Raw genomic sequence first — 14,331 nt, 5'->3', positions numbered from 1 at the left:
AAAACGGCCCGTTTGGGCCGTTTTCTATTTTCTGTATATCTGCTTAATCAATTTCCCTTACCGCACCGCGATCAGCGCTGGTGGCGAGTAATGCATAGGCTTTTAGGGCCTTGCTGACTTTGCGGGGGCGCTCTTTTTGGGGTTTCCAGCCCTGCTGGCCTAGACTCTCCATTTCCTGGCGGCGATTCTCAAGTTCCTCTTCACTGAGGGCAATCTCAATTTTGCGCGCTGGTATATCGATTCGGATTGGATCGCCATCCTGTACCAGGGCGATATTCCCTCCAGATGCAGCCTCTGGAGAAACGTGGCCGATAGAGAGGCCAGAGGTGCCCCCGGAAAAACGTCCATCGGTAATCAGGGCACAGTGTTCCCCAAGGCCCTTGGATTTTAGGTAGCTGGTGGGGTACAGCATTTCCTGCATACCGGGCCCGCCTTTAGGGCCCTCATAGCGAACAATTACCGCCTGGCCTTTCTGTACTTTACCTTCGAGAATATGGGCAACCGCCTCTTCCTGGCTCTCGACAACATGGGCCGGGCCCTCAAATTGCCACAGTGTCTCGTCCACACCAGAGGTTTTTACTACACAGCCATTAGGGGCCAGGTTGCCGAATAAAACTGCCAGCCCGCCCTCAGCAGAATAAGCGTGCTCAGCTGAGCGAATGCACCCTTGCTGACGATCGGCATCCAGAGTTGGCCAGCGACAGGCCTGGCTAAATGCGGTCTGTGTGGGAATACCTGCGGGACCAGCCCGGTAGAAGTCATGCACCGATTGCTGATCGGTGCGAGAAATATCCCATTGCCTTAGTGCATCCGCTAATGAGCCACCGTAGGCGGTGGGCAGGGAGGCATCAATTAACCCAGCAGATTCCAATTCGCCGAGAATCGCCATTACCCCACCGGCTCGGTGGACGTCCTCCACATGGTACTTCTCTGTGTTAGGTGCGACTTTGCACAGTTGCGGCACCTCGCGTGAGAGTCGATCGATATCCTGTAAGTTGAAGTCGATATCGCCCTCCTCGGCTGCGGCGAGTAGATGCAATATCGTGTTGGTCGAGCCGCCCATGGCGATATCGAGAGCCATGGCATTCATAAAGGCTGCGCGGTTGGCGATATTGCGAGGCAGGGCGCTCTCGTCATTTTCTTCGTAGTAACGCTTGGTCAGCGAGACGATTTCTCGTCCGGCGCGCAGGAACAATTCTTTGCGGTCCGCATGGGTGGCCAACAGGGTGCCGTTGCCTGGCAGTGAGAGGCCCAACGCCTCAGTCAGACAGTTCATGGAGTTGGCGGTGAACATGCCGGAGCAGGAACCGCAGGTGGGGCAGGCAGAGCGCTCGTACTCCGCAACCTCTTCGTCAGAGGCGGTATCTGTGGCGGCGATCACCATGGCATCCACCAGATCGAGCTTGTGGTCGGCCAGTTTGGTCTTGCCAGCCTCCATTGGTCCGCCGGATACAAAAATAACCGGGATATTCAGGCGCAGGGCAGCCATCAGCATGCCCGGAGTGATCTTGTCACAGTTGGATATACATACCAGGGCATCAGCGCAGTGGGCGTTGACCATGTATTCCACCGAGTCGGCGATAATCTCACGGCTGGGCAGGCTGTAGAGCATGCCATCGTGGCCCATGGCGATACCATCGTCTACGGCGATGGTATTGAATTCCTTGGCGACACCGCCGACTCGCTCGATCTCCCTTGCCACCAGCTGCCCCATATCTTTGAGGTGTACGTGCCCGGGTACAAACTGAGTGAATGAATTGGCGATGGCGATAATCGGCTTGTGGAAATCCGCATCGGTCATACCTGTGGCACGCCACAGGGCACGGGCGCCGGCCATATTGCGTCCGGCGGTGGAGGTACGGGAACGATATCTGGGCATGGTACAAGCATCCGGCTGTGTAAATTAGAGCGTCAGCTTAGCAAAAAAAGCCTATATCTGGGATGTTTTCGCGCAGTGCGGATCCACTGCGCTACTTACTAGGATAGGTATTGCGATAGGAGAGAGTTAAGACGTACCGTCCTGGCCGAGCTGTTTGCGCAGAATGCGTGAATTGCGCTGGATGTTGTACAGGGATTTACGTGAGGCTGGCAGATCACTCACCCCGACCTGATCAAACCCCTGTTCGATAAACCAGTGTTCGGTTTGGGTGGTGAGCACATAGAGCTCGCGGATATTGACCGCTCGGGCTTGGCGTTCGAGGTGGCGCATCAGCTTGGCGCCGCGCCCACCGCCACGAAAATCTGGGTGGCTTGCCACGCAGGCAATCTCTGCGGCAGAAGTATCGTCGCTGTCATCTCCAATAGGGTAGAGTGCGGCACAGGCTACGGGTGTACCATCGACCTCCACCAGGGTGAAATGATCTATCTCGGCTTCGAGCTTTTCCCGTGAGCGTCTTACCAAAACGCCTTGCTTCTCCAGTGGGCGAATCAGACCGAGAATCCCCCCTACATCGGTGATTCGCGCCCGGCGTACCACTTCATAACTATCCCGGTAGATCATGGTACCGGCGCCCTCACGCCGAAAGAGCTCCTGGATCAGTGAACCATTCTGGCAGTAACTGAGTAGGTGGACCCGGGCTATACCTGAATTGCAGGCCTGAATGGCACACTGCAGGGTTTTGCTCTGTATTCGGGTGGCGGCTTGCTCGGCCTGCACAATACTGAGATCGTTGATCGGATTACCATCAAGCATTAATTGCGCCGGCTCGCGGAACAGCACCAGTTTCTCGGCTCGCAGGACTCTAGCGGCCTCTGCGGCTAGGTCCAGGTAATTAATATTGAACAGTTCGCCGGTCAAAGAGGTCCCTAGGGGGGATAGTAGCACCAGTGCGCCCTGGTTTAGTGCCTGTTCAATAGTGTTGACTTCCATGCGCCTCACTGTGCCGGTCCAGCCCAGGTCGACACCATCCAGAACGCCGCATGGGCGTGCAGTAACCAGATTTCCAGAGATTACCTTCAGCGCTGAGCGCGCCATGGGGGAGTCGGGGAGCCCCTGGGAAAAGGCCGCTTCGATATCGAAGCGCAATCTGCCCACTGCGGCTTTTATCACTTCCAAGCTTTCTCGGTCGGTAACACGCTTGTTGCCGTGAAAACGGCCCTCAATGCCGCGCTCTTGCAGGGCGCGGTTGACTTGTGCTCGGCAGCCATGCACCACTACCAGGCGGACTCCAAGGCTGGCCAGCAGCGCCAGATCGTGGACCAGGTTGCGAAAGTTGCTGTGTTCGAGCCCGTCGCCGGGAATGCCGACTACCAGAGTGCGACCGCGCAGGTCATTGATATAGGGCGCCGCATGGCGGAACCAGTTGAGGGAGGCGTTCTCGTCGGTCACTAATACCTTTCCGTCTGTCGATGTATTTGCTTGTGTAAGGAGTGGATAAAAATTTAACTGAAGCCAGGCTGGCCTGAATGGTTTAGAGGCAGAAGCGTCCGATCAGGTTGCGCAATATTTTTACCATCGGCTCTATACGATCGAGCTCCAGGTATTCATCCGGTTGGTGAGCCTGATCTATATCACCGGCGCCAAGCACGATGGTGTCAATATTCATGCTCTTCAAGTAGGGGGCTTCAGTGCCGAAGGCGACACTCTGGGCGCTGTAACCGGTGAGCTTTTCCGCAACCTTGACCAACTCAGAATTAGGATCTTGTTCGAAGGGTTCGGTACCGGGAAACAGAGAAACCATATCGAGATGAATTCTACTGTTGTCGATACATGCCTGCAGCCTTGTATTTAACTCACGGCGCAATTCCAGCAGTGACATACCGGGTAGTGGGCGTACGTCAAACTGTAATTCCGCATGGCCGCAAATTCGGTTGGGGTTGTCACCACCGTGGATACAGCCAAGGTTGAGGGTAGGTACGGGGACGACAAATCCGGGGTTATTGTACTTTTCCTGCCACTCCCCGCGCAGACGTAATAACTCCCCAATAACCAAGTGCATAGCCTCCAGGGCGTTGGCACCGAGGCTTGGATTGGAGGAGTGCCCCGATTGTCCTGTGATACGCACGGCCTCCATCATCACACCTTTGTGCATGCGAACCGGGCGCAAGCCAGTCGGCTCGCCAATTACCGCGTAGCGTCCTTGCGGTCGCCCGGCTTTGACCAGCTCTCTGGCGCCGGTCATTGAGGTCTCTTCATCGGCGGTAGCGAGAATGGTCAGGGGCCGGCGCAGAGGTTTATCGATAAAGCTACGGGCGGCTTCGATGGCCAGTGGGAAAAAGCTTTTCATATCACTGGTGCCCAAGCCATAGAGGCGATTGTCGCGCTCCTGCAGGCTGAACGGGTCTGAATGCCAGCGCCCATCGTCGAAGGGAACCGTGTCGGTGTGTCCGGAAAGGATCAGGCCGCCTTCAGCACCCTCATGTGCGCCAAGGGTGGCAATCAAGTTGGCTTTATTCGTGCTGTCTGGCAGGGGCATCAATTCCACTGTGAACCCTAGGGTATCGAGCCAGTCTGCGAGTTTTTCCACCACCGAGCGGTTGCCCATGTCCAGCGCTGGGTCGGTGGCACTGACACTGGGGCAAGCGATTAATTGTCGAAGCTGGGTCTTTAACTCAGGTACTGCGATAGGCGCCATGGGAATTGTCCCCTATTTTGTTGCGTCGCTCGTTGAGGATAACCGCCAGTGCGATTGCGCATCCACCCAGAGCGAGTCTGGGAATATCCGCATCGCGGTTCCAGATTAACAGGTTTACCAGTAGGCCGGCGGGTACCAGGGCATTGTTCATAGCTGCGAGAGTCGCCGCGGAGACTAGGGTGGCGCCCTTATTCCAGAGGAAATAACCGAGGCCGGAGGCCACAAGGCCGAGCCACAACAATACTCCCCATTGGGTTAGGGTTTGTGGATACCTGGGCTCGCCCAAAAAAGCCCATGCGCATACCGTAATGACTGCCGCACCTAGAAAAAACCAGCCAAATGTCTGCCTGGGCGGGAGAGATTGATCCCGCTGCATAAATTGCTTGTAAGCAACCTGGCCGACGGCAAAACACAGGTTGGCCCCCTGAACCACGGCAAAGCCTAACCAGTAATCGCCACTGGGGGAGTCCCAGCGGATAATGGCCGCCCCGCAGACTGCCAGCAGTGCGATGGCCAAATTCCACACTGATAGGCGTCGCTCAATCAGATCATAAAGCAGTGCAATGTATAGAGGGGTAAATATGGTAAACAGCAGTACCTCAGGCACACTCAGCAGCAGGAATGACTGATAGTAAAAAAGGTACATGGCCCCCAGCTGTACGGCACCAATGGCCATTAGAACAATGGCGTCGCGAGCACTAGAGCGTCGCCACTGTAACAGGGGCAGAAATACCAGAGCGGCCAATAAAACCCGAGTCATCGCCGAGAAATAACTGTCGACCTGACCGGCGAGGTAAACTCCGATCAGGCTGAAAGAAAAGGCCCAGAGCAGGGTGACAAGGATCAATAAAGGCATGGGAATGCTTTCTCGGGAACGGATGATATGCGGCAAATAGCTAGTGGCTGGTGAGTATTGCGCGGGCGAAGAATAAATGGAAGTGGTTGCCACTTACTGCGATGAGTAGTGTTCAATGAAGCTTGCTCAATCGAAAAAGAGGGACAAAAACATTGCCCTCATCGTTTGGAGTGGCTGTCATATACTCCGATGCGCCCGGCTGTTATTGCGGGCAACTTGGTTGCCCCAACGCAGTAGGTTTACATTGCAGTCGTTGCGGTCGATCAGCACTTCGATCAGGCACAGGCCACTACGCTTCTTGGCTTCGGTGATTGCCTGATCCAGCTCGCCCTGGGTGGTGACCCTACACCCCCAGGCGTTGCCTTCCCCTGCACTAAAAGTCTCGATCAGCTTGGCGTAATCCCAATTCTTAATCGTGTTATAGGGGCCATCGTGGATCTCCACCTCAATGGTATAACCACCATTGTTGATCAGGAAAATAATCGGGTTAACCCCGTAGCGAATCATGGTGGATATTTCCTGGGCAGTGAGCTGGAAGGAGCCGTCTCCAATGCAGGAGATCAGGCGCCCTTTGCTCATTCCGAGGGCGTAGCCGAGGCTGGCTCCCACAGACCAGCCGATGCTTCCATATTGCATCTGAATCTCAAACTGTGCTCCCTCGGGCAATGAAAGCTCCATACCGTTAAACCAGGAGTCCCCAGTCTCCACCAGCAAGGTACTTTTGCGATCGAGCAGCTTCTGTATTCGTGCGAACAGTTGTCTACTGGTGAGCGGTGTGTCGGGTTTACCGGGTTTGGGGATATGTTTAGGACTGCTCACCCTGTGGTAGGCCTTCAAGGCCCCATCGTTTGCACTTAGTTGTCCTACAAGGGCATTTAGCAGATCCCTCATATGCACATTGCTGTAGCAGGTGTCCCCCAGTTGAACAGAAGTAGGTTGCACTAGGATGGCTTTATCACCCTGAAAGCACAGCTGATGGCCGGTTGTTGTGTAATCGGTAAACAGGGGACCGGCAAATAATAGAGCATCTGCCGTATCCACAATCTCACTGCATCCAGGGGTGCTCACAGGGCCCCAATAGATACCCATAAAGCTCTCAAGGGTCTCGGGAAGTAGACCCTTGGCATCGGGCATAGAGGCGAGACCATATTTACAGCTATGGGCCAGATCGCACAGGGCTTTTTGCGCACTGGCTGCACGCACCCTGCTGCCAGCAATTAAAACCGGGCGCTCGGCACCATTTAAGAAATCGACGATATGCTTCACAGCGGCGGCGAGGGAGTCGGGATCACTGGTAGGGCGCCGGGCAAAGCCGCGCGGAATTGGCGCCGAGGTTGGGGCATTGGCGACATTGGCGGCGACCTCTATATACACTGGTTTGCGCCGCAACATGGCGGTATCCAGTGCGCGATCTATAGCGGCCGGTGCCAATTTGGGGTGGTGGATAATTACAGTCTCGGCGGTAACGTAAGAGTACATCTCGCGCTGATAGCTGTAGTTCACTTCGCCCAGAGTGTGGTGCAGGTACTCCCACTCGGCTTCCGAATTGGTATTCGGGCCCCCGGAAATGGCAATCAGAGGGAGATCCTCCGCATAGGCCCCTGCGACTGCGTTGATCATGCTGAGCCCGCCAACAGAAAATGTGACCACGGCTGCGGCGGGTCCCTGGGTTGCCCGAGCGTAGCCGTCAGCGGCATAACCTGCATTCAGCTCATTGCAGCAACTAATCATCTTCAGGTCAGGCTCCAGCAGTAGCTGGTCGAGCAACACCAGATTGTAATCGCCAGGCAGGGCAAAATAGTGGCGGATACCCACATCCTTCAAGCGCTGTGCCAGGTAGGTGCCAACGGTCCAATGTGTAGTGTCACGTGTCGTCATGTGGCGATATTCATTCTTAGCCGGTGATCGCTACTCGGCGGGCGGGACGGTTTCGGGTAGATCTGGGACAGCTTAGTTCAGTTTTTGAGAGGGTGATGAGGAGGGCTCTGGCTAGGCAGCAGGAAAAGAGCGGTTCGCTTGAAATAAAAAAGGGAAGCTGAGCTTCCCTTTTTTAATGGATATTGCGCAGCCGCAATTAGCCAAACAATCCCTTGAAGAAGTAGAAGAACAGGATTGCAATACCAGCGCCAGCGGGCAGGGTAACTACCCAGGAAGCGGCGATGGTGGTAATCATACGCAGGTTCAGCGCACCGATACCACGGGCCAGGCCAACACCCAGTACCGCGCCCACCAGGGTATGGGTGGTGGAGATGGGCAGGCCGGTGCCGGAGGCCATAACTACGGTAGCAGCGGCGCCGAGCTCTGCAGCAAAGCCGCGGCTGGGTGTTAGCTCGGTAATTTTACGTCCAATCGTCGCCATTACTTTAAAGCCATAGGTGGCGAGGCCCACCACAATACCCAGGCCCCCGAGCAACAGAATCCATGAAGGCATAGTTGCCTTGGCGGTTACCGCACCCATTTGGATGGTGTTGACTACCGCCGCCAGTGGACCAACGGCATTCGCCACGTCGTTAGAACCATGGGCGAAGGCCATGGCACAGGCAGTGAAAATCATCAGGATAGCGAAGACACGCTCCACATTGGCAAAGCGGTTTTCTGCTTCGATGGAGGTGTCACGCTTGATACGCTTGAGCATGGTGACGCCAACGCCTGCGACCAACAGTCCCACAATCGCAGCAATTCCGGCGTCCTGCAGGAAACTGAGCTTGATATCTGCGTCTTTGAGAACGTGCTTTAGACCCTTGGTCAGGGTCACCATGGCGATCATCCAGCCCACAGCAAACATATAAAAAGGAATGTAGCGCTTGGCGTTGGCAAATGGATCCTCGGTATCGAGGATCAGGCGTTGCACGCTGCGGAACAGCAGGAAGGAAATAGTACCTGCCAGCAGCGGGGAGACTACCCAGCTCGCTACAATGCTACCTACCTTGCCCCAGGCCACCGCGTCGGGGGAGATACCCACTGCGGAGAAACCGACAATAGCGCCGACAATGGAGTGGGTGGTGGATACCGGCCAGCCGAGGATACTGGCCACCAGTAGCCAGGTGCCGGCGGCGAGCAGGGCAGACAACATGCCGTAGACGAGCAGCTCGGGCTGCGAGGCAAAGATATCAGAATCGATAATGCCTTTGCGGATCGTGGCGGTTACTTCACCACCGGCTAAATAGGCGCCCGCAAACTCGAAAATCATGGCGATGACAATCGCCTGTTTGATAGTCAGTGCTCGCGAGCCGACTGAAGTGCCCATGGCGTTGGCGACATCGTTGGCACCAACACCCCAGGCCATAAAAAAGCCCGCGACACAGGCCAATATCAACAGAATATGGCCATATTGACTAAGAATTTCCACGTTGAACCCCCTAACGTGCCAACAACAACTGCAAACGGTTACCCACGCTGTGGGCGCGATCGGCCAGTTCGCCGATCCATTCAATCACCCGGTAGAGGAACATCACATCCACCGGCGGTAGGTCTTTTTCGATAGAGAACAGGGAGGCGCGAATCTCGACTTCCAATTTATCCGACTTGCGCTCTAGTTCATCCAGCTCTTCGGTCATACGCTTGGCGATGGTCACCTCGCGCCCGGCAAAGCCGCTCTCCAGCAACTCATCCAGTTCATTGATCGCGCGCAGGGCCTGGGCGGAAGTGGCCACGGCGCTCTCTACAAAAGTGGTCATCAGAGACTGCAGACTCTCAGGGATCTGCATTTTTCTACCGACCGCCAGCCCGGCAATATCCTGCGCTGTGTTGGCCACCTCGTCTTGGGCGTGCAGCAGCTCCAGTAGGTCGGAGCGGGAGACAGGCATAAACAGGCTGTCTGGCAGGTGCAGACGCAGGTCTCTCTTGATGTCATCGGCGCGATTCTCTGCTGCAGAGATACGCAATTGAATCTGCTCCGCTTCTTTCAGGTCGCCTTTGATGAGGGCGTCGAAGAAGGGGATCAGATCGGCTGAAGCCTCGTGGGCCGTAGCCATATGCTTCTCGATCGGCTTGATCGGTGAGCGGCCAAACAAATTGGCAATATTCGACAGGGCCATGGTTAGCTCCATTGCTCAGGGTGCGAAACGGCGGCATGGTACCCCAATCGGAGCCACTTCGGTATTAGTGCGTTAACGATGCACTGTCGGCTTTGATTGATAGGGCTACAATGCGTCGTCATATGAGAATAAGGAGGCATGCCGATGACAGAGAGTAGAGCGGCGGACAGGTTGCTGGATTTGCGTGGATTACTGGAGGACCTCGTTGCCCAGGGCTACGTGAGCAGACTGGATGCGAACCGTATTGTGGGTACTCCGCGCACTGCGGAGCAGGCACAGATGCATCCGCTCAGCTATATCGCCAGTTGCGATCTGGCCAGCCAGAAGAGCCCAGGCACTTTACTGGGCGACGAGCTACTCAGTGCCTGGCTGGCGGAGTGTGCAGACCACCCCCTCTATCATATCGACCCGCTCAAAGTGAATGTGAGCGCGGTAACCGAGGTAATGAGCTTCCAGTTCGCCAAGCGCCACCAGATTTTGTGTGTCGAGGCTGGTGCAGAAGAGTTAACCGTTGCCACGGCCCAGCCTTTCACCCACGGTTGGGAGGAGCAGCTGGAACATACTAGTGGCCGTCGGGTGCGGCGGGTGGTGGCGGACCCCGCAGATATCAAGCGTTACTGTGTGGAGTTTTACTCCCTGGCGAATTCCATTTCCGGCGCCAGTGGACTGCAGGGTACCTCTGCGGCGAATAATTTTGAGCAGCTGCTGGAGTTGGGCAGCCTTAAAGACCCGGAGGCCAATGACCAGCATATTGTCAATATCGTCGACTGGTTGTTACAGCACGCTTTCGATCAGCGCGCCAGTGATATTCACATCGAGCCGCGGCGTCAGGTGGGGCGTATTCGTTTTCGTATCGATGGGGTACTTCATCCGATCCATGAACTGCCCGATCAGGTCAATGCGGCGGTAACCAGTCGTCTAAAAATCCTTGGACGAATGAATGTGGCGGAGAAGCGCAAACCTCAGGACGGCCGCATAAAAACCAAACGGCCCGATGGCAGCGAGGTGGAGCTGCGCCTCTCCACTCTGCCCACCGCCTTTGGCGAGAAGCTGGTGATGCGTATTTTCGATCCCGAGGTACTGGCGCGCTCTTACAGTGACCTGGGGCTCTCCGGCACCGATTTGGCCCGCTGGCAGACGATGCTGGCGCGGCCCAACGGCATTGTGCTGGTTACGGGCCCTACCGGCTCGGGTAAGACCACTACCCTATATACCGGCCTCAAGCAACTCGCCACCAGTGCAGTGAATGTCTCCACCGTGGAAGATCCTATCGAGATGGTGGAGGAAAGTTTTAATCAGACCCAGGTGCATCACGCCATCGGCTTCGATTTTGCCGCGGGCATCCGTACCCTGATGCGCCAGGACCCGGATATCATCATGGTGGGGGAGATTCGCGATCTGGAAACCGCGCAGATGGCGGTACAGGCAGCGCTCACCGGCCATTTGGTGATCTCCACTCTACACACCAACGATGCTCCCACGGCGGTTACTCGTCTGTTAGATTTGGGATTGCCTCACTACCTGCTTAAGTCCACCATCCTCGGTGTTATGGCCCAGCGCCTGGTGCGGACTCTCTGTCCTTCGTGCAAACGTGAAGACACAATCAATGAGGCAGACTGGCATTCTCTGGTTCGCCCCTGGAAAGCGCCTCTACCCGAAAAAGTGTATGCCCCCGAGGGCTGCCTGGAATGTCGTAACACTGGCTACAAGGGCCGCCAGGGGATCTATGAAATCCTACCGTTTAGCGAAGCGGTGCAGACCATCGTCACCCCCGATTGCGACCTACAACAGCTGCGTCGCCAGGCTATGCGCGAGGGTATGAACAGTCTGCGTCTGTCGGGGGCCAAGAAGGTGGCTACTGGCCTGACTACGGTGGCGGAAGTATTGCGTGTTGCACCGCCTCCGGATATCGCTTTTTAATTGGGCCCAAATTCCCCAAGTAGTTTGAATTTAAAAATTGTGGGGCGGGAGAGCTGCCCCTGCAGAATTCCACATTTGGAAATAAGGATCGATTTCCCATGATTGATAGCGCCATCTGCCCTGAACCCCTGCGCCCGCAACTGCAGAGTCTGTGGCAAGACTGGCGCGAGGCGGCGGGCCCGGCATTGGCGGCTGAGGCAGAGGCGTTGCTACAAGATAAAGCGCTTGGGTTGGCACTGGCACGTAGTTTTATCGGTTCTGAATTCTTTTATCGACTGTGCTGCCGCCAACCGGATTTCCTCTTGGAACTACTGCAACAGGATGATCTGGGCCTGCAATTGCCGTGCTTTGATAGCGATGAAACTTTAGATCTGGCCCTGCGGCAGCTGCGCAACCGAGCGACCGCCGAGGTTATTTTCCGGGATTTTGCCGGTCAGTGGGATATTCCCAGGGCCTGCCTGCGTCTCAGCGAGCTGGCAGAGCTGGCTATTAGCACGGCTTTGCAGTGGCACCACCACCAGCTGGCACAGCGTTATGGCGAGCCCCGGGATAAAAGTGGGAGGGCTCAGTCTTTGGTGGTGCTGGGTATGGGTAAGCTGGGCGCGCGCGAGCTGAATCTCTCCTCGGATATCGATCTGATCTTCGCCTACCCCGACCCGGGACATACCGATGGTGATCAATGTGTGGAAAACCAGAAGTTTTTCCAGCGCTTGGGTCAGCGTCTGATTAAATCCCTGGATGCCATCACGGCGGAGGGCTTCGTGTTTCGTGTGGATATGCGCTTGCGCCCCTATGGTGACAGCGGTCCATTGGTGAGCCATTTTGCCGCTCTGGAAGATTACTACCAGACCCAGGGGCGCGAGTGGGAGCGTTACGCCATGGTCAAGGCGCGTCCGGTGGCTGGCGATCAAAGCGTTGCCGCCGAGTTGATGGAGCTGTTGCGGCCATTCACTTACCGTCGCTATATTGATTTCAGTGCTATTGATGCCTTGCGCGAGATGAAAGCGCTGATTCAGCGACAGGTACGCGCCCGTGGCTTGATTGACAATATCAAGCTGGGACGCGGAGGTATTCGCGAACTGGAGTTTATCGTGCAGGCTTTCCAGTTGATCCGCGGTGGACGTGTGCCGGCGTTGCGAGAGCGCAATTTGTTAACAATCCTGCCTTTGCTGGAAGCTGACGGCCATGTGGAACCTGGTGTCGCCGATGAGTTGGGCAACTGCTACCTGCTGCTGCGTCGGGTGGAGCACGCCTTGCAGGCTTATAAAGACCAGCAGACCCAAGCGCTGCCGCAGGACCCAGCAGAACGCGAGCGGCTCGCATTCGCCCTTGGCCGCGACAACTGGGATCTGTTGTCCAGGGAGCTGGCTGGCGTTCGCAATGTGGTGGAGCGAGAGTTCGACACGGTTATTGCACCGCCGGAGGAGATTGCCGAGCCCCATGTGGCGGAAGAGTGGCAGGGATTGTGGAGTAGCTGTGGCGATGAGAGTAGTGAAGAGATCAATCTGCAGACCTTGGAGAATGCAGGTTTCAGTCCGGAGCCGGAGGCTCTGGAGTTGCTGCGGGATCTCAATCACTCTCCAATGGTAGTGGCACTGCTAGCATCTTCGCGTGAGCGCCTGGATCACTTTATGCCCTTGTTGCTGGCCGCAGCCAGTTTGCAGGAAAGACCATTGTTGGTTCTCGGTCGGGTACTCCCCCTGGTGCGCTCAGTATTGCGCCGCAGCGCTTACCTGGTGCTTATCAATGAGAACCCCCCAGTACTCAGCCAGCTGGTACAACTGTGCAGTGCCAGCCCACGAATCGCCGAGCAGCTGGCGCGTCACCCCATCCTGTTGGATGAACTACTGGATTCTCGCCGCCTGCTGGCACCGGCCACGGCTGAAGATATTGCCGATGAGCTTCGCCGCGAACTGCTGCGTGTCGATCCAGCAGATCTGGAGCTGCAGATGGAAACACTGCGCTATTTCAAGCAGAGCCAGAGTCTGCGTATTGCCGCTCAAGAGGTCAGCGGGGCATTACCGCTGATGAAGGTAAGCGACTCTCTCACCTGGCTGGCGGAAGGCATATTGCAGCACTCACTCAGCCTAGCCTGGGCGCAAATGGTGGATAAATATGGACAGCCGGCCGGCGCCACAGCTGAAGATATGCATTTTGCCATTGTCGCCTACGGTAAGCTTGGAGGGCTGGAATTATCCCACGGCTCCGATTTGGATATTGTTTTTGTGCACGATGCGGACCCCCAGCTTGTTACTGACGGCGCAACCAGCATCGACAATTTGCGTTTCTATACTCGCCTGGCGCAGCGCCTGATTCATATCCTGCAAACCCGTACCCTGAGCGGACCGCTGTATGAGGTGGATACCCGTTTACGCCCTTCGGGCAATTCGGGCCTGTTGGTCACCTCTATGAAAGCCTTTGAAAAATACCAGCGCGAAAGTGCTTGGACCTGGGAGCATCAAGCGTTGGTGCGCGCCCGCCCGGTTGCGGGTAGCGAACAGCTCTGCAAGGACTTTGAGGCCCTGCGCTTGAAATTGCTTTGCGAGCCCAGAAATGAGGGGAAATTACGCGAGGAAGTGGTTGGGATGCGCGATAAAATGCGCTCTCACCTGGATAAAAGCAATGATCAAAATTTCGACCTCAAGCACGGCCCGGGCGGTATTGTCGATATTGAATTTTTGGTTCAATATGCTGCTCTGGCCTGGGCGCAAACTGCGCCCTCGATCGTGCGATACACTGATAATATTCGCATTCTCGAAAGTCTGAATGACGCGGGCCTGATGCCGGCCAAACAGGTCGAGCATCTGATCGACGCCTACAAAGCCTACCGATCTGAAGGTCATCGCCTGGCACTACAACAACTGCCAGGGACAGTGAGCGATGACCGTTTCACAGCGGAAAGAAAGACCGTTCTAACAAACTGGCAGCAATTACTCGGTTAAAA

Annotated in this window: 9 protein-coding genes; 2 read left to right on the top strand and 7 right to left on the bottom strand. The window is 56.0% G+C overall.

The window, feature by feature from the left end; genetic code table 11:
* Window positions 1-43: 43 nt before the first annotated feature.
* The 7 genes from ilvD to ACJJIJ_RS16030 form a co-directional block, all read right to left on the bottom strand.
* On the bottom strand, window positions 44-1,879 hold the full coding sequence (ilvD, locus tag ACJJIJ_RS16060) for a dihydroxy-acid dehydratase (protein WP_444937894.1): 1,836 nt from the start codon (window positions 1,877-1,879) through the stop codon (window positions 44-46).
* A gap of 126 nt (window positions 1,880-2,005) precedes the next feature.
* Window positions 2,006-3,328 carry an amino-acid N-acetyltransferase gene (gene argA / locus ACJJIJ_RS16055; RefSeq protein WP_444937893.1) on the bottom strand — a complete coding sequence of 441 codons (1,323 nt, stop codon included), beginning with the start codon at window positions 3,326-3,328 and terminating at the stop codon, window positions 2,006-2,008.
* Window positions 3,329-3,410: 82 nt separating this feature from the next.
* Window positions 3,411-4,574: an acetylornithine deacetylase gene (gene argE / locus ACJJIJ_RS16050; protein WP_444937892.1), complete on the bottom strand. Its 1,164-nt coding sequence runs from the start codon at window positions 4,572-4,574 to the stop codon at window positions 3,411-3,413.
* Window positions 4,552-5,430, bottom strand: a complete 879-nt coding sequence (locus tag ACJJIJ_RS16045; RefSeq protein ID WP_444937891.1) for a carboxylate/amino acid/amine transporter — start codon at window positions 5,428-5,430, stop codon at window positions 4,552-4,554. Before ACJJIJ_RS16045 ends, argE begins: the two co-directional genes overlap by 23 nt.
* A 177-nt stretch (window positions 5,431-5,607) precedes the next feature.
* A complete protein-coding gene (locus ACJJIJ_RS16040) occupies window positions 5,608-7,308 on the bottom strand; it encodes a thiamine pyrophosphate-binding protein (RefSeq protein ID WP_444937890.1) in 1,701 nt (566 codons plus the stop codon).
* A 196-nt stretch (window positions 7,309-7,504) separates the two neighbouring features.
* Complete coding sequence (locus ACJJIJ_RS16035) at window positions 7,505-8,779, bottom strand: inorganic phosphate transporter (protein WP_444924014.1); 1,275 nt, start codon at window positions 8,777-8,779, stop codon at window positions 7,505-7,507.
* A 10-nt stretch (window positions 8,780-8,789) separates the two neighbouring features.
* Complete coding sequence (locus tag ACJJIJ_RS16030) at window positions 8,790-9,467, bottom strand: TIGR00153 family protein (RefSeq protein WP_444937889.1); 678 nt, start codon at window positions 9,465-9,467, stop codon at window positions 8,790-8,792.
* 144 nt (window positions 9,468-9,611) lie between these two features.
* Between ACJJIJ_RS16030 and tfpB the strand changes: the two genes are divergently transcribed.
* Window positions 9,612-11,387, top strand: coding sequence for a type IV pilus assembly ATPase TfpB (gene tfpB / locus ACJJIJ_RS16025; RefSeq protein WP_444937888.1), 1,776 nt, complete (start codon window positions 9,612-9,614; stop codon window positions 11,385-11,387).
* Window positions 11,388-11,485: 98 nt separating this feature from the next.
* On the top strand, window positions 11,486-14,329 hold the full coding sequence (glnE, locus tag ACJJIJ_RS16020; protein WP_444937887.1) for a bifunctional [glutamate--ammonia ligase]-adenylyl-L-tyrosine phosphorylase/[glutamate--ammonia-ligase] adenylyltransferase: 2,844 nt from the start codon (window positions 11,486-11,488) through the stop codon (window positions 14,327-14,329).
* Window positions 14,330-14,331: the final 2 nt, after the last annotated feature.

It is taken from the genome of Microbulbifer mixtoriginis (SeqCode) (genome assembly GCF_052467945.1).
Note: the sequence above shows the minus strand (reverse complement) of the source record. Positions and strands in the feature narration are given on the sequence as shown.